The organism is Stenotrophomonas sp. 05L413 (assembly GCF_056397945.1).
Genome location: NZ_JBFTOL010000007.1, coordinates 41430 through 58458, shown reverse-complemented (window position 1 = coordinate 58458; position 17029 = coordinate 41430). Strand labels below are relative to the sequence as shown.

General features: G+C 65.7%; 13 protein-coding genes and 1 tRNA gene. 6 read left to right on the top strand and 8 right to left on the bottom strand.

Annotation, left to right across the window (positions count from 1 at the left end):
* Positions 1-21: 21 nt before the first annotated feature.
* Positions 22-1650 (bottom strand): alpha,alpha-trehalase TreA, encoded by a 1629-nt coding sequence (treA, locus tag AC1DIQ_RS15755; RefSeq protein WP_478050370.1) that lies wholly within the window; start codon positions 1648-1650, stop codon positions 22-24.
* Positions 1651-1813: 163 nt separating this feature from the next.
* Here treA and AC1DIQ_RS15750 point away from each other — a divergent pair.
* A tRNA-Thr gene (locus AC1DIQ_RS15750) sits at positions 1814-1889 on the top strand.
* A gap of 58 nt (positions 1890-1947) precedes the next feature.
* Here the strand turns inward: AC1DIQ_RS15750 and AC1DIQ_RS15745 are convergent.
* The 6 genes from AC1DIQ_RS15745 to AC1DIQ_RS15720 all read right to left on the bottom strand — a co-directional run bounded on the left by AC1DIQ_RS15745 (position 1948) and on the right by AC1DIQ_RS15720 (position 9395).
* Entirely contained in the window at positions 1948-5022 is a 3075-nt protein-coding gene (locus AC1DIQ_RS15745; protein ID WP_478050369.1) for an efflux RND transporter permease subunit, read from the bottom strand.
* Positions 5019-6119, bottom strand: coding sequence for an efflux RND transporter periplasmic adaptor subunit (locus AC1DIQ_RS15740; protein WP_282261901.1), 1101 nt, complete (start codon positions 6117-6119; stop codon positions 5019-5021). The genes AC1DIQ_RS15745 and AC1DIQ_RS15740 overlap by 4 nt, the downstream gene beginning before the upstream one ends.
* A gap of 49 nt (positions 6120-6168) precedes the next feature.
* Positions 6169-6801: a TetR/AcrR family transcriptional regulator C-terminal domain-containing protein gene (locus AC1DIQ_RS15735; RefSeq protein WP_121043440.1), complete on the bottom strand. Its 633-nt coding sequence runs from the start codon at positions 6799-6801 to the stop codon at positions 6169-6171.
* Between the two features lie 76 nt (positions 6802-6877).
* A complete protein-coding gene (locus AC1DIQ_RS15730) occupies positions 6878-8212 on the bottom strand; it encodes a GGDEF domain-containing protein (protein ID WP_121043443.1) in 1335 nt (444 codons plus the stop codon).
* Positions 8209-9015, bottom strand: a complete 807-nt coding sequence (locus AC1DIQ_RS15725; protein WP_121043445.1) for an alpha/beta fold hydrolase — start codon at positions 9013-9015, stop codon at positions 8209-8211. Before AC1DIQ_RS15725 ends, AC1DIQ_RS15730 begins: the two co-directional genes overlap by 4 nt.
* 35 nt (positions 9016-9050) lie before the next feature.
* Complete coding sequence (locus tag AC1DIQ_RS15720) at positions 9051-9395, bottom strand: hypothetical protein (protein ID WP_121043588.1); 345 nt, start codon at positions 9393-9395, stop codon at positions 9051-9053.
* Between the two features lie 70 nt (positions 9396-9465).
* On the opposite strand from AC1DIQ_RS15720, the gene AC1DIQ_RS15715 reads away from it, so the two are divergent.
* On the top strand, positions 9466-10476 hold the full coding sequence (locus tag AC1DIQ_RS15715; RefSeq protein ID WP_121043591.1) for a 2-hydroxyacid dehydrogenase: 1011 nt from the start codon (positions 9466-9468) through the stop codon (positions 10474-10476).
* Positions 10477-10552: 76 nt separating this feature from the next.
* Here AC1DIQ_RS15715 and AC1DIQ_RS15710 read toward each other — a convergent pair whose 3' ends face one another.
* Positions 10553-12577 carry an acyltransferase family protein gene (locus AC1DIQ_RS15710; protein ID WP_121043448.1) on the bottom strand — a complete coding sequence of 675 codons (2025 nt, stop codon included), beginning with the start codon at positions 12575-12577 and terminating at the stop codon, positions 10553-10555.
* A 368-nt stretch (positions 12578-12945) separates the two neighbouring features.
* Here AC1DIQ_RS15710 and cyoA point away from each other — a divergent pair, with 368 nt between their 5' ends.
* The 4 genes from cyoA to cyoD are packed head-to-tail and all read left to right on the top strand — an operon-like array spanning position 12946 to position 17016.
* Positions 12946-14022 (top strand): ubiquinol oxidase subunit II, encoded by a 1077-nt coding sequence (gene cyoA / locus AC1DIQ_RS15705; RefSeq protein WP_121043451.1) that lies wholly within the window; start codon positions 12946-12948, stop codon positions 14020-14022.
* Positions 14023-14030: 8 nt separating this feature from the next.
* Entirely contained in the window at positions 14031-16028 is a 1998-nt protein-coding gene (gene cyoB / locus AC1DIQ_RS15700; protein WP_313211122.1) for a cytochrome o ubiquinol oxidase subunit I, read from the top strand.
* A 20-nt stretch (positions 16029-16048) separates the two neighbouring features.
* Positions 16049-16666: a cytochrome o ubiquinol oxidase subunit III gene (cyoC, locus tag AC1DIQ_RS15695; RefSeq protein WP_121043454.1), complete on the top strand. Its 618-nt coding sequence runs from the start codon at positions 16049-16051 to the stop codon at positions 16664-16666.
* On the top strand, positions 16666-17016 hold the full coding sequence (gene cyoD, locus AC1DIQ_RS15690; protein ID WP_121043457.1) for a cytochrome o ubiquinol oxidase subunit IV: 351 nt from the start codon (positions 16666-16668) through the stop codon (positions 17014-17016). Before cyoC ends, cyoD begins: the two co-directional genes overlap by 1 nt.
* Positions 17017-17029 lie beyond the last annotated feature (13 nt).

Sequence of the window (17029 nt, the reverse complement as noted above, 5' to 3'; positions counted from 1 at the left end):
CGCTGCGTGGAGGCCGCTGGATCAGTCCGCGGCGTCCACATCCTGGGCGCTCTCGCACGCACGCTTCGGCGCACACAGGCGATCCAGCAGCGCCAGCGTGACCCCGTTGCTCCAGCCGAAGCCATCCTGCAGCGGGTACTCGCCACCGCCGCCGCCGGTGGCCGAACCGTCGACCACGTACTTCTCCACCAGCTTGCCCTCGCGGTCATACACGGTCTGCACGGTGCGCAGGAAGCGCGTGCCGATCCGGCGGGCGAGGGTGTCCTGTCCATAGCGCTGCAGCCCGTCCACCGCGACCCACTGCAACGGTGCCCAGCCATTCGGGGCATCCCATTGCTGCCCGGTTGTCACGGTGGTGGTCAGCAGCCCGCCATCGCGGAGCAGCTGCGAATCGACTGCCTGGGCGGTACGGCGTGCCTGCGTGCGCCCGGCGACGTCCAGCCACAAGGGGAACAGAGCGGCTGCGGTCAGGGCGGGGCGGGTCTGGCCACGCTCCAGATCGCGGTCCACGTACCAGCCTTGCTGGTCATCCCAGAGCAGTTGGTTGATGGCGTGCTGACGCGCCTTCGCCAGTTGGGTGAAGGTGCGTGCGCCGCTGCGATCACCGGCCGCCTTGCTGGCGCGGGCCACGGTCGTTTCCAGATGGAACAGCAGGCTGTTCAGATCGACCGGCACGATCGCCGTGGTATGGATGCTCGCCAACGCAGACGGCTCGGCGAGCCAGCGTGAGCTGAAATCCCAGCCCGATTCTGCACCGGCGCGCAGGTCGCGATACACCTGCGAAGGGGCGCGCTGCGGCGCCAGGGCGGCCGTGGCCACATCGTCCATCCAGGACTCTGTGCGTGGCACCGCGCGGTCGTCCCAGTAACGGTTGAGCAGTTGCCCGCCCGCCAGCCTGACCACCCGTTCGCGTGCCTCGCCCGGCGCCAGCGTTTCCGCGCCGCGCATCCAGAATGCATGCTCGATGCGCAGCTGCGGCAGGTAACGGCGGTAGGCGTCATCGCCTTCGTGGGTGGCGAGTAGATCCACCATCAGGCTGAAGAACGGCGGCTGCGAGCGGCTCAGGTAGTAGCTGCGGTTGCCGTTGGGAACATGGCCGTAGCTGTCGAGCTGGAACGCGAAGTTGTCCACCATGTCGCGCACCTGCTGCCAGCGACCACTGGAGGCCAGCCCGAGCAGGGTGAAATAGCTGTCCCAGTAGTACACCTCGCGGAAGCGCCCGCCGGGCACGACGTAGGGCTTGGGCAGCGGCAGCAGCGAGCCGTTCGGATCCACCGTGTCGGTGGTGCGGGTCAGCACGGGCCACAGCCCCTCGATGTGCGCGCGCAGCGTCTCGCCCGCTGGTGGCACGTAGGGCTGGGTGTCACCGGGCACCGCGAAGTGCTCGGCCACGAAGGTTGCCAGATCGAATCCAGGTTGGGTCCTGGCGCGCTGCCACTCGGCGAGGAGGGGTGCGCTGGGCTGGCGGGGCACTGCATCCGCGAAGGTCTTCTGATCCTTGAACAGGTGTGCGCCCTGGACCTGCTGGAACAGGGGCTGCCACTGCTGGTCCGGTGTCTGCGGCGTCGGTGCCGTGTCGCGTGCCAGCGCAGTGGCACTCAGCAGCAGGGATGACAGCAGCAGACCGGCCAAGCGGGGACAGGGGCGCATGGGATGCCTCCGGAGGTGGGAAATCCACTGTACGGGGCGGCGCGTCAAGGGCTGGTACTTCCGGGGCAGCGCGCACGCGATCATTGGGGTGCGGGCCGTTTGACGGTGCGGCCGCTTCCCTGATTGACCAAAGTGGTCCGCACCCCCTAGAATTCACGACCTCGCCGGAATAGCTCAGTTGGTAGAGCGGCGCATTCGTAATGCGTAGGTCGTAGGTTCGATTCCTATTTCCGGCACCAGATACAGCAAAAAGCCCCGGCCTTGGCCGGGGCTTTTTGTTTGGGGCGTTCGAGGCGATCAGCCTGCTGGGTGCACCGGATGCGAAGACCGCCGCCGGAACTTCCGCGACAGCCAATTCCCCGCATCATCCACCACGGTGAAGGCCGCGGGAATCACGATCAGGCTCAGCAGCGTGGAGGTGATCAAGCCCCCGATCACGGCGATCGCCATGGGCGCACGGAAGCTGGAATCCCCGGCAAAGCCCAGCGCGATCGGCATCATGCCCGCGCCCATTGCCAGGGTGGTCATGATGATCGGCTGTGCACGCTTGCGGCAGGCATCGATCAGCGCGTCGTGCTGGCTCATGCCGTGCTCGTCTTCGGCCATCACCGCGTAATCCACCAGCAGGATGGAGTTCTTGGTGGCGATGCCGATCAGCATCAGCAGGCCAATCAGCGCCGGCAGCGAGAGCATGTTCTGGGTGATCAGCAGCGCGCCGAACGCGCCGCCGGCAGACAGCGGCACCGCAGCCAGAATGGTGACCGGCATCAGCGCGTGGTTGAACAGCAGCAACAGCACCATGTAGATGCAGATCAACCCGGCGGCCATCGCCAGCATGAAGCCGATGAACAACTCGACGAACACCTCCGCATCGCCGGTGTTGAGGAAGGTCACGCCCGGCGGCAGCTGCTTGACGCTCGGCAGGGCCTGCACCTCGGTCATCACATCGCCCAGCGGACGACCGTTGAGTTCGGCGGTGAGGGTCACGTTGCGCTGGCGCTGGTAGCGCGAGATCTGCGAGGGGCCGCTGCCTTGCTGGATATCGGCGACCGCCGCCAGCGGCACCGGGCCATTGCGGCCGGGCACGCGCAACTGGCTGATCAAGCCTGGGTTGGCCAGGGTGGCTTCGGCAAAGCCGACCCGGATCGGTACCTGGCGGTCGGGCAGGTTGAGCTTGGCCAGGCGCTGTTCGTAGTCGCCAGCGGTGGCGATGCGGGCGGCTTCGGCGATGTCGGCGGTTGCGACGCCCAGGTCCGCGGCGCGGGCGGGATTCGGCACGATCTGCAGTTCCGGGCGCAGCAGCGAGGCGGTGGAGGTGACGCTGCCCAGGCCCTGGATACCGCGCAGGTCGCGTTCCAGTGCGGTGGCGGCATCCTGCAGGCGTTGCGGGTCGTCACCGGAGAGCACCAACTGCAGCAGGTTGCCGGGCTCGGAGCTGACATAGCTGACGCGCACGCCGGGCAGATCGGCCAGGCGCTCGCGCGCCTCACGTTCCAGCACGCGCTGGTCGCGGTCGCGTCCGTCGGCGCTGCCCCAGTCGAGCACCAGGGTCGCCTTGCGCGGCTCCCCGACGCCGGTCGCACCCGGATCGCCCAGGTCGAGCACGCTGCCGACCGCGGTATAGACCTGTTTGAGTTCGGGCATGTCCTTGAGCAGCCCGCGCGCGTGTTCGGCGACGGCCACGGTTTCCTGCAGGCGCGTGCCCGGCGGCAGTTCGAGATTGAGGTTGCTGCGGCCCAGATCGGACTGCGGGATGAAGGTGGCCGGGATGAACGGCACCAGCGCCAGTGACGCGACGAACAACCCGGTGGCCAGCCACAGGGTGCGGCCGCGATAGCGCAGGGCGGCGTCCACCCAGCCCAGGTACCACGTCATCAGTTTGGATTCCGGCTTCTCCTCGCCGTGCGGCTTGAGCAGGTAGGCGGCCATCATCGGGGTGAGCAGGCGGGCCACCAGCAGCGAGAACAGCACGGCGGTGGCAGCGGTCCAGCCGAATTCGCGGAAGAACTTGCCGGCGATGCCGGGCATGAAGGCCACCGGCACGAATACGGCGGCCAGCGTCAGCGAGGTGGCGATCACCGCGTTGCCGATCTCGCCGGCGGCCTCGCGTGCGGCTTCCAGCGGTGGCTTGCCCATGCGCAGGTGGCGCACGATGTTCTCGATCTCCACGATCGCATCGTCCACCAGGATGCCGACCACCACGGACAGCGCCAGCAGCGTGATGATGTTGAGGGTGAAGCCGAAGAAGTACATCACCGCGAACGTCGGGATGATCGACAGCGGCAGCGCCAACGCGGACACCCACGTTGCGCGCCAGTCACGCAGGAACAGCCACACCACCAGCAGCGCCAGCAGCGCGCCTTCCCAGAGCATGGTCATCGAGGAATCGTAGGAGCGGTGCGTCTCATCGATCGCCGTGGTGACCAGGCGGAAGTCGATGCCGGGATGCTCGGCCTTGATCTTGTCCAGCGCGTCATGCACGCCGGCCTCCACCTTGACCTCGCTGGAGCCGCGGGTGCGCGACATTGAGAACGCCACCACGCCCTTGCCGTCCAGCAGGGCGGCCTCGGTGGGATCGGCAGCGCCATCAGTGACCGTGGCCAGCGTGGACAGCCGCACGGCGCGCCCGTCCGGCAGGGCGATGGAGTAGTCGCGCAGCGCCTGTGCGTCACCGACGGTGCCCAGCGTGCGGATGGTCTGCTGCGCGCCCTCGACCTCGGTCTTGCCGCCGGCACGCTCCACCTGGATGCGGGCCAGCTGCTGCGATACATCGCCGGCGGTGATGCCCATCGCGATCAGGGCATTGGGATCCAGATCCACGCGTACCTGGCGCTGCACGCCGCCCACGCGGGTGACGCGCGCCACACCGGGCACGCCGTACATCGCACGTGAGATGTCACGGTCGACGAACCAGCTGGCTTCATCGGTGGTCATGTGCGGGGCGACCAGCGCGTAGGTCATCAGCGAGCCGCCGATATCGACCTTGGAGATCACCGGTTCCTGGATGTCCTGCGGCAGGTCGGTGCGGATGCGGGTGACTGCGTCGCGGGTGTCATCCAGCGCGGTGGCAAGATCGGCTTCCAACTGGAATTCGATGGTGGTGGTGCTGACGCCTTCGCTGACCGAGGACATCACGCGCTTGACGTTGTTGACCGTCGCCACCGAGTCCTCGACCTTGCGGGTCACTTCCGCTTCCAGCTGGCTCGGCGATGCGCCCGGCTGGGTGACGGTGACGGTGGTCATCGGGAAGGCGATGTCCGGGAAGCGGGCTACCGGCAGCTGATGGAAACCCCACAGGCCGGCCACGCACAGCACGAAGAAGATCAGCAGCGCAGGCAACGGGCGGTTGATCGCCCAGGCAGAGATGTTCATCGGGCGGCGGCCTTGGCATCGGCCACCACGCGCACGCGGTCGCCCTCACCGAGGAAGCCGGCGCCATCCACCACCACCTGATCGCCCGCCTTCAATCCTTCAAGGATCGCGGTACGGCCCTTGACGGCCTGGCCGGTGCTGACGCGGTGGCGGGTGGCCTGCTGTGTGTCGTTCACGGTGAACACGTAGTTGTGGCCATCGCGCTGCACGATGGCTGCGGTCGGGATGGTCAGCACCTGGCCGTCGCCGGTGACGATGCGGCCATCCACATAGATGCCCTGTTTGAGCGGGCCGGGCGTGGGCAGGTCGGCGTAGATCGTGCCGGTGCGGGTCTGCCCATCGACACCCGGGGTGACCGCGCGGATGCGGCCGCTGACCACCTGGCCGCCGTACGGCAGCTCCACGGTGTTGCCGACGGCGACATCAGCCAGCTGGTTTTCCGGCAGCTCCGCGCGCCATTCCAGGCGGCCATCGCGGATCAGGCGCAGCAGCTCGGTACCGGCGGAGACCACCTGGCCTGGCTGCACCAGGCGCTTGGAAATCAGGCCGTCGGCCGGCGCGCGCAGGTCGGCGAAATCGCGGCGCAGCTTGGCGGCGTCGCGCGCGGCACGGGCGGTGGCGGTCTGCGCCTCGGCATTGATGCGCGAGGCACGCAGCTCATCCAGGCTGCTTTCGCTGATCAGCTGCTGGGCGGCCAGCTTGGCGCTGCGCTCGAAGTTCATGCGGGTCAGCTCCTGCGAGGCCTGCGCCTGCCGCAACGAGGCATCGGCCTGCGCCAGCTCGCTGTCCAGGGTGCGATGGTCCACCTGCAGCAGCACCTGGCCCTGCTTGACCCATTGCCCCACGTCCACCAGCAACGCGGTGACGCGCTGGCCGCTGATCTCCACGCCCAGCTGCATTTCCTCGTAGGCGGTGACCGGCCCGGAAACCAGCACCGTGCGCGCCATGGTCTGCTGCTGCGCGGGCGCCAGCGAGACCGGCAGCGCCGAGCTGGCAGCGGCGGCGTCGGCCGAGGCCTTGTCGTCCTTGCCGCCACACGCGGACAGCAGCGCAGCGACCAGGATCAGGGAGAAACTGCGGAAGGAGGGTGCACGCATGGAGTGGCTTTCCGGGTCGGAACAGCGGGAAAAGAAAGGAAGGGGGCAATCAGGATTCGCGGGACAGGCGCAGTGCGATGCCATCCAGCATCAGGCCCAGCCCCTGCTCGAAGCGGGCGTCGAAATCGACCTCGCTCCACACGTCACGGGCCTGCCAGCAATGGGGAAAGCGGGCCTCGGCCAGCGCCATGAACGCCTCACCCAGCGCCTCCATGCTGCCGTCGCCGGGCCAGGACTGCTCCTCGATGACAAAGCCCATCGTGTAGTACACCAGGTCCATCGAGGTGGTCGCGGCAAAGCGTGCCGGCGCGCCGGCGCCCATCAGCGCGGCGATGCTGGCCTCACCCACCCGCAGCACGTTCTCGGTCGCCAGGAAGGTGCCGGCATACACCCGCGCACCGTCACGGCGGGCCTTGAAGGCCAGGCGGAACTCGCGCCCGATCTGCAGCAGGGTCTGCCGCCATGGCTGCCCGGCGGGGATCGTACGGGCGACGTCGCCGATCATGGCGTCGGCCATGGCGTCGATCAGCGCCTGCTTGCTCTTGAAGTGCCAGTACAGAGAGGGCGCCCGGATGCCCAGCGAGCAGGCCACCTTGCGCAGGGTAATACCCTCCAGGCCGGCCTCGTCGAGGATCCGGAAGGCCGCCTCGACGATGTTTTCCCGCGCGATGGGTTGGCGCACTGTGCTCTGGCCTAACGTTGTTAGGGGGCGAATCTAACAGTGTTAGGCTGGCGCGGGCAAGTGCCGCCCGCGTGCCTCAGAGGTCGATCAGGTCGGCCTGCAGCGCCGCCATCCGGACCCGGTTCCGGCCACTCGTCTTGGCGTCGTACAGCGCCTCATCCGCCCGGGCGATCAGCGCCTCCAGCAGCCGCTGGTCGCCGCCCGGCAGCGCCTCGCCGATCGCGCCACCGACGCTGACGGAGACGGCAATGCGCTCGCCGCCCACGAGGATGGGTTCGGACGCCACCGCACTGCGCAGCCGTTCGGCGGCGGCGGGGATCTCGTCCACCGCGGACGCCGCCAGCAGGGCAATGAACTCCTCGCCGCCGAAGCGGGCGAACAGATCGCGCTCCCGCAGGGCGTCCCGGCAGCGCTTGGCGACCACCTTGAGGACTTCATCGCCGACCGGATGGCCGTAGGTATCGTTGATCTTCTTGAAGTGATCCACGTCCACCATCAGTACCGCGACGGCGCGGCCGTTGGCTTCGCGCGCGGCGATGATCTGGGCCGAGCATTCTTCGAAATGACGGCGGTTGGGCACGCCGGTCAAGGGATCGGAGGAGGCGAGGCGGCGCAGCTCGGCGGCCATCAGCAGATCGGCGGTGACATCGGTGAACAGCCAGATGCGCCCATGTGCGCCGTTGCCGCGCACCGGGTGGGTATCCACCTCGAAGGTGCGTTCGCCCAGTGTCCAGTTCTGCTTGGCCGCGAACTGGTCGTTGTTGATCTGGGCGCTGTAGGCCAGCTCCAGTTCGCCATGGTTGTCGCACCGTTGGCGCAGGGCGCGCATCGGGCCGGCGAGATCCGCGGCGCGGTGATCACCTGCCGTGCAACCCAGCAGTTCCGCTGCGTGCTCGTTGACCGCAGCACCTACGCCATCGCCATCGATCAGGACGATGCCCGCGGGCACACTTTCAAACAGATCGAGGAACTGATTGCGGACGATGGCGCCGCGTGCGGCTTCCCGCCGCGCGGACAACAGCCGCGCCACGCTCGTTGCCAACAGCGGCACCTGCGCCGTCAACGCTGCGGGCGCAGGGGCGCTTCGCCAAACCAGCAGCAGGCCGCTCAGCGGCGCCCCGTGCGAAGGCGCCGGGACGTACAGCAGGTGGGCGGGGAGGCCTTCCAGGGCATGGATGATCGCCGTCGGCAGCCTGAACCCCGCCGCGTCCATGGCTTCGCCGTTCCAGCGGCACTCGAGGATGCCGCTGCGTGCCAGGTTGAAGCTCGGCGAGGGCAGTGCCGGGGCCGAGACCGCCCAGGTCGCCCGGCCGCCGGCGTCCACTTCCACCGCCATCACCAGGTCGGCGTGGGAGGCGAGGCGGGCGAACTGGCACAGGGCGGCCAGCGCGTCACTGTCGGACGTGGTCACAACGCGGTGCCTGCCAGTCGCTGTTCGAGGATGCGCATGACGTCATCCGGCGCGGTCATGTGCGGAAGATGCCCTGAGGCATCGATCACATCCAGGGTGGCGCCCTCGATCGCGTTGGCCAGCCAGTGGCCGACGGCAACCGGTACCGCCACGTCGTGTGCGGTCTGGATGAGGTGGACCGGGCGTGAAACCCGCGCGGCCAGGCTGCGCAGATCGGAGGTGAAAATCGTGCGCGACGTGTTGAGTGCGATGTCCGGGCGCATCTGGAACAGGGTATTGGAGAAATCGGCGACAACCGCGCTGTCCTCCACGCCGACGACCATCGGGGCGAAACCGGCGATCCAGGCCTGGTAGTTCGCACGCATGCTCTCGAACAGCTGCTCCAGGTCCTGCGGCTTGAAACCGCCGGTGTAGCCGGCGTCGTCGAGATAGCGCGGCGACGCACCGATGATGACCAGGCGCTCGAACAGCTCCGGCCGTGCAACGGCGGCGGCCGCGCCGATCATGCCGCTCATCGAGTGGCCGATGTAGGTGCAGTCACGCACGTCCAGTTCGTCCAGGATGTCGATCAGATCGTCGGCATAGCCGAACAGCGAGCCGTGCCGTTCGAAATCGTAGGTCTGCGCACCGTGCGGACCGCAGCCGGCGAGATCGAAGGAGATCACATCAAAGCGTGCTTCAAACCAGGGGCGCAGGGCGTTCCATGCGGTCTGATCGGTACCAAAGCCGTGTGACAGGATCGCGACTGATTTGCCCGCACCGGTACGGCGCCCGTTGAACCGCTCGAAACTTTCCACGCACATCCACCCATGGCGTCCTGCAAGGGCCGAATACTAGGTCACGGGCGCGCGCGGGTCCAACGCGCGCCCGTGCCGAAGACCAGTTGCCGCAGATAGCCGCCGATGAAACCTGCGATGGCCCCTGTGAGCGCACCGAGCAGCAAACGGGCGGCGACGCGGGCGATACGGCCGCCATGCAGCCGCACCCACGGCAACAATGTCATTGCCTGGGCACCGATCAGCAGGACCAGCACATCCAGCCCCAGCGCATCCACCACGGGCAGCAGTGGTGCAAGCAGTGGATTGCAGGCCATCAGGGTCACGATCGCGGCAGTGAGCGCGAACAGGGTGCGCCGGCCCATCGGCGTGGCGGTCCAGCGGAGAAGGCGGGCAGTCAGGGACACGGCAGGCTCCAGGCAGTTGGCCGGAGTGTACTGCGGTATCGTCATGCTCGAACTCCCGGGGATCACCCTCATGAAGATCGCAGTATTCAGCGCCCGCCCGTACGACCAGCAGTTTCTCGATGAGGCCAACCAGCGCCGCGGGGCAGGGCAGCCGTTCGAGTGTCTGTACTTCGATGCCGCGCTGGATTTGCATACCGCGCCGCTGGCGCAGGATTGCGAGGCGGTCTGCGTGTTCGTGAATGACCGGCTGGATGCCCCGGTACTGCAGGCGCTGCACGCGATGGGCGTGCGTGCGGTCCTGCTGCGCTGCGCCGGCTTCAACAATGTCGACCTGGCGGCGGCGGGGCAGCTGGGCCTGTTCGTGGCCCGCGTGCCCGCGTATTCGCCGGAGGCCGTGGCCGAACACGCGCTGGCGCTGGTGATGACGCTCAACCGCCGGACCCACCGTGCCTACAACCGCGTGCGCGAGGGCAACTTCATGCTCGATGGCCTGCTGGGCCGCACGCTGCATGGCAAGACGGTGGGCATCGTCGGCACCGGGCAGATCGGCCTGGCCACGGCCCGCATCTTCAAGGGCATGGGCTGCACCGTGCTGGGCCACGATCCGTATCCGTCGGCGGCCTTCGCCGCGATCGGCACGTCGGTGGCGCTGGATGAGCTGCTCGCCCGCTCGGATGTCGTCTCGCTGCACTGCCCGCTGACGCCGGACACCCATCACCTGATCGACGATGCGTCACTTGCCGGGATGAAGCCCGGGGCGATGCTGGTCAATACCTCGCGCGGCGGGCTGGTGGATACCCATGCGGTGATCCGCGCGCTGAAGTCGCGCCGCCTGGGGCATCTGGCCATCGATGTGTACGAGCAGGAGAGCGGGCTGTTCTTCCAGGACCGGTCTGGCGAGATCATCGACGATGACGCGTTCCAGCGCCTGATGACCTTCCCCAATGTGCTGGTGACCGGGCACCAGGGCTTCTTCACGGTGGAGGCGCTGCAGGAGATCTCGGCGATCACGCTGCGCAACCTGGGGCAATACGCCACTGGTACGCGGTGCCCGAATCTCGTACCACCGCCCGGCGGGTAACCCCCAAACGCACGCGGCCACCCCAGTGACGGGGCGGCCGCGTGCGTTCTGACACCTGTCGCGTTCGCAGCTGCGGTCAGGGCGAGCCCTGCAGCAGCTGCTTTTCAATCAGCTCCAAGGTGAAATGGGAGCCTGCCGGCGTAAGGTGGACGATATCCAGATAGAACGTTTCACCGCTCTTTGAATCCGAGCGCGTGAGGCAGCCATCGTCGTTGCACAGTACCTCGGTCAGCGAGATATATTCCACGCCGGTCTGCTTGGCAATTTGGCGCATAAGCTCCTCGGCCGTGGCGGTCCGGTAGTCGGCAGCTCCGGTCGCGTGGTCGCCCTGGCCCATGCCGTACTTGCTGTAGTCCAGACGCGACGAAGGTGTGGCATGCAACGGATCATCGCGCCAGATGTTGAACACGATCCGCGACGGAGTGTCCTTCCACGACGGCGGCGGGCCCAGCATGACCACGCGACGAACACCCAAAGCCTTGAGGCGAGTGAGCGTCGCAGGCAGATTCGCCTTGTCGTAGTAGTGCCACATGGCGGCCATCAGCACGGTATCCGGCTTGAGTCGAGCGATGGAGGCCAGGGCCCAGTCGTTGTTATAGGTACACGCCGGATTGGTGCCCGCGAAGTCGGCCATCGGCGGGCAGGCTGAAGACGTGAACTGCGCCAGACGCATCTGGTCGCTACGCTGCTGCAGGCCGCGGATGCCGGTGTACAACGAAGCAGCAGACGAGTCACCCCACAGCACCCAAAGCGGCTTGGTACCCTGATCCACGCATTCCGAAGCGTACTTGTCGGCGTTGTCGCCCAGCTCCATGAAGCAGACATGGTTACGCAGGCCAGCACGATAGGCCTCCAGGTCGTACTCGGTGGCGCGCTGGATGATCTCGGGATAGCGGGACGGATAACCAGCGTTATTCCAAGCCCTGTAACCGAGGACGCCGATGATGGCCATGCCCACCAGCAGCGCGGCGACCTTGATGCCGCCGTGCCGCGACGACCGCAGCGGCCGCTCGACCAGACGCCAGGTGAGCCAAGCAAGAGCAACGCTGGCCAGTAGCAGGCCGGCGCGGTCCAGGCTGCTCAGATCGCCGTAGGCATTGCGGGTCAGCGTCAGCAGCGGCCAATGCCAGAGATACAACGGGTAGCTGATCAGACCAACCCATACGAACGGGCGGCTGGAGAGGATCCACCGTGCAACCGGCGTGGACGGGCCCGCGCCGATTAGCAGGGCGGTGCCCAGCGTCGGCAGAAGGGCGCGTACACCGGGGAAGGGCATGGTGGAACGGATGCTCAGCATGGCGATCACGAGCAGCGCCACGCCCACCCATGCAGCGCAGGCGCGTACCAGTGCCGCTGTTCCGGCAGGTATCACCACGCCGGAATGGCTCAACCTGGCCGCCCACCAAGTACGCTCGCGAGCGCCTTGGGCCGAGCTCCAATGCGCGAGCATGCCACCGATCATCAGCTCCCAGGCTCGGGAGAGGGGGGAATAGAACGAAGCGGTTGGATTACCGCCCTGATGGTGCAGGTTCACCACGAAGGAGGCGGCGGCGGTGGCGATGATGACCGGCATCAGAGGCAGGCGCATCCGCCACGCCGACCACAGCAGCAACGGCCAGGCGAGGTAAAACTGCTCTTCGATGCCCAGCGACCACAGATGCAGCAGCGGCTTGCTGGCCGAGGCAGCGTCGAAGTAGCCCGCTTCGCTCCAGAGCACCAGATTGGCGACGAACCCGGCGCCACCGGCGGTATGTTTGCCCAGATGGGCGAGATCTTCGGCCAGCATCGTCTTCCAGCCGAACGCGAAGCAGGCCGCCAGGACCAGCAGCAGGGCGGGGAAGATCCGTCGCACGCGGCGCGCGTAGAAGTCCCCGATGCTGAAGCGGGACTGATCCAGGCCATCCAGGATGACCCGGGTGATCAGGAAGCCGGAAATGACGAAGAACACATCCACGCCGACGAAGCCGCCGGGCAGGAGTTTCGGAAATGCGTGATAAAGCAGAACGCCTATGACCGCGATGGCTCGCAGCCCGTCAATGTCTGCGCGATACGGTCCATGCGCCTTGACGGCAACCGCAGTTGCCGCATCCTGATGTTGCATCGTGGTCCCCTGTTAAAAAAGCGTCAAGATTGTAGCTTGGAGTTGTGAAAATAATCGACTTGAGCTACCAGCAAGGGTATGCAGGCACGGGACGGAGGAGCTGAACGCCCCAATTGTCTATACCTGAACGACGGAAACTGTGCCGATTCGGGCGCCCTGCGCGCACTGCGACAACGTGTCGCAGCCCAAAACAGGCCTTTCCTGCGCTGGATCATTGTCAATGCCTTTCTTAAATGATGCGTGACGGCCTAAAATTAGAAGGCTGACATGATCGTCCTTCGTGCCTGTCCCCTTGGACCGGCACCACCGGCTTTGGCTGGGACGGAGGCGGGCTTGAACTGGCATTCCCTACGCAATTGGATCGACCGATGATTCCGTTGAAACCCCTTGGACGCTTCCTGCGTCCGGGCCTGCTGTTTGCGTTGTCCGTGTTCCTGACGGGCTGCAACTCGGCCATCCTCAACCCCAAGGGCCAGATCGGCCACGACGAGAAGACCCTGCTCATCACGGCGACCGTGCTGATGCTGCTGGTTGTCGTGCCGGTCATCATCATGACCCTCACCTTCGCGTGGAAGTACCGTGCGACCAACACCAAGGCCCGCTATGAGCCGAAGTGGTCACACTCCACGGCCATCGAAGTGGTGGTCTGGTCGATCCCGTGCATGATCGTGCTGGTGCTGGCCGTGCTGACCTGGCGTTCCTCGCACGCGCTGGATCCGTACCGTCCGCTGGACTCGGACAAGAAGCCGGTGGTGATCGAAGCCATCTCGCTGGACTGGAAGTGGCTCTTCATCTATCCCGAAGAGAACATCGCCACCGTCAACGAGATCACCTTCCCGGTGGATACCCCGCTGAACTTCAAGATCACGTCCGATTCGGTGATGAATGCGTTCTTCATCCCGCACCTAGGCAGCATGATCTATTCGATGACGGCCATGGAGACCAAACTCCACCTGATCGCCAACGAGACCGGTGAGTTCCCGGGCATGTCCTCGCACTACAGTGGCGCGGGCTTCAGCAAGATGCATTTCTCCGCGCACTCGGTGACCGAGGCGGAGTACCAGCAGTGGCTGACCAAGGTGCGTGCCGAAAGCGCGACCCTGGACAAGACGGCCTTCGCTGCGCTGGTGGCCGAAAAGAACCACGACTGGCACCCGGTGACCTATTACGGCACCACCGAGGCCGGCCTGTTCGACTGGGTCATCGCCAAGCACATGGGCGACAACCAGCACTACGGCATGAAGCACGACCACAAGGCCATGAAGCATGACGGCGCCGAGGGCGAAAGCCATGAAGGCCACGACATGCAGGCCATGAGCGGAGCCCACGACGAAGCGGCCAAGCTGCCGGTCCATGCCGACCAGCCCGCTGCCGCGGACGCCGCACACACTGCAGACGAGCACGCCGCAGCCGGCCACGCCGGTCACGACGGCTCGGGAGAATGACCATGAATCTGTTGGGTAAACTGACCTTTGCCGACATTCCGCATGACCCGATCATCATCACCACGTTGATCGGTGCTGGTATCGGCGGCCTGCTGGTGTTGGCCCTGATCACCAAGTTCAAGCTGTGGGGCTATCTCTGGAAAGAGTGGTTCACCTCGGTCGACCACAAGAAGATCGGCGTGATGTACCTCATCGTCGCCTTCGTCATGCTGCTGCGCGGCTTCGCCGACGCCATCATGATGCGTGTCCAGCAGGCGATGGCCGCTGGCGGCAACGAGGGCATCCTGCCTCCGCACCACTACGACCAGATCTTCACCGCCCACGGCGTGATCATGATCTTCTTCGTGGCGATGCCGCTGATCACCGGCCTGATGAACGTTGTCGTGCCGCTTCAGATCGGCGCACGCGACGTCGCCTTCCCGTTCGTCAACTCGCTCAGCTTCTGGCTGTTCGTGGCGGGCGCGGGCCTGGTGATGATCTCGCTGGGTGTCGGTGAGTTCGCGCAGACCGGCTGGCTGGCCTTCCCGCCGTTGTCAGGCAAGGAATACAGTCCAGGGGTAGGTGTCGATTACTACATCTGGGGCCTGCAGGTCGCCGGCCTGGGTACCACGCTGAGCGGCATCAACTTCTTCATCACCATCTTGAAGATGCGCACCCCCGGCATGAAGCTGATGCAGATGCCGATCTTCACCTGGACCGCGCTGGTCACCAACGTGCTGATCATCGCCGCCTTCCCGGTGCTGACGATCACCCTGGTGCTGCTGACCCTGGATCGTTACCTGGGCACGCATTTCTTCACCAATGACGGTGGCGGCAACGCCATGCTGTACATCAACCTGATCTGGATCTGGGGTCACCCGGAAGTCTATATCCTGGTCCTGCCGGCCTTCGGCGTGTTCTCCGAGGTCATCGCCACGTTCTCGCGCAAGGCGCTGTTCGGCTACAAGGGCATGGTCTACGCCACCGCCTGCATCGGCGTGCTGTCGTTCCTGGTCTGGCTGCACCACTTCTTCACCATGGGCTCGGGTGCCAACGTCAATGCCTTCTTCGGCATCACGACGATGATCATCTCGATCCCGACCGGCGTGAAGATCTTCAACTGGCTGTTCACCATGTTCCGCGGTCGCGTGCAGTTCACGACCCCGGTGCTGTGGACCATCGGCTTCATGGTCACCTTCACCATCGGCGGCATGACCGGCGTGATGCTGGCGATCCCGGCCATCGATTTCGTGCTGCACAACAGCCTGTTCCTGATCGCCCACTTCCACAATGTCATCATCGGCGGCGTGGTGTTCGGCATGTTCGCCGGCATCACCTACTGGTGGCCGAAGATGTTCGGCTTCCGCCTCAATGAAACCTGGGGCAAGCGCGCGTTCTGGTGCTGGTTCATCGGCTTCTATGTCGCGTTCATGCCGCTGTACATCCTGGGCTTCATGGGCATGACCCGCCGTATGCAGAGCTACCCGAACATGGAATATCAGCCGCTGCTGATCATCGCCATGTGTGGTGCCTTCATCATCGGCGCCGGCATCCTGTGCCAGATCATCCAGATCGCCGTGTCGATCCGCGACCGCAAGAAGACCGCCGACCTGACCGGCGATCCGTGGGACGCCCGTACGCTGGAGTGGGAAACCTCTTCGCCGCCGTCGTTCTACAACTTCGGCTCGCTGCCGCGCGTCAACGAACTGGACGAGTTCTGGGAGCGCAAGCAGCGCGGTGAGGCGTGGGAGCGCCCGGCCAAGTACACCGACATCCACATGCCGCGCAACACCGGCACCGGTGTGGTGATCGGCGCCTTCAGCCTGGTGTTCGGCTTTGCGATGATCTGGCACATCTGGTGGCTGGCCATCGTGGGTCTGGTCGGCATGATCGGCACCTTCATCTGGCGCACCTTCGACAAGGACGTGGATTACTACGTGCCGGCCGCGGAAGTGGAGCGGATCGAAAATGAGCACCGTCGCCACCTGGTGGCGCAGGGCCTGGTGAAATCGGAGCTGAAGGCATGAGCACCACTATCCCCAACACCATGAACCCTGGGCACGCCGCGCACGCGGCGGCCCACGGCCATGACGACCACGAGCACCACGACACCGGCGGCAATACCGTCTTCGGTTTCTGGGTGTACCTGATGAGCGATTGCCTCATCTTCGCCACCCTGTTCGCGACCTACATCGTGCTGTCCGGCGGCACCGACGGCGGCCCCGGCCCGAAGGACCTGTTCGAACTGTCCTTCGTCGCCTGGGAAACCACGCTGCTGCTGGTCTCCTCGCTGACCTTCGGCCTCGGCATGATCGCCATGCACAAGCAGAAGGTGGGCCAGATGTACGCATGGCTGGCCCTGACCTGGCTGCTGGGCTTCGGCTTCATGTGCATGGAAGTGTGGGAGTTCAACCACCTGATCCACCAGGGCTACGGTCCGGACCACAGTGCGTTCCTGTCGGCGTTCTTCGCGCTGGTCGGTACCCACGGTCTGCACGTGAGCGCGGGTCTGCTGTGGCTGCTGATCATGTTCATCCAGATCAAGCAGAACGGCCTGACCCAGACCAACAAGACCCGCATGGCGTGCCTGAGCCTGTTCTGGCACTTCCTGGATCTGATCTGGATCGGCGTGTTCTCCGTCGTCTATCTGAATGGAGCGCTGTAATGGCCGCACATGACAATCACGCACACGATCATGGCCACAGCGCTGCCGGCGAAAGCCATGGCAGCGTCAAGTCCTACCTGATCGGCTTCGTCCTGGCCGCCGTGCTGACCATCATCCCGTTCTGGGCGGTCATGCATGGCGACCTGCCGCGCTTCACCACCGGCGTCATCATCGTCGTTGCCGCGGTGCTGCAGATCCTGGTGCACCTGGTGTTCTTCCTGCACCTGGACCGCTCCTCGGAACAGCGCTGGAACGTCAGCGCGGCGGCCTTCACCGTCGTGGTGATCGGCATCATCGTCGCCGGCTCGCTGTGGGTCATGCACAACATGAACGTGCACATGATGCACTGACGTCTTCGCGACG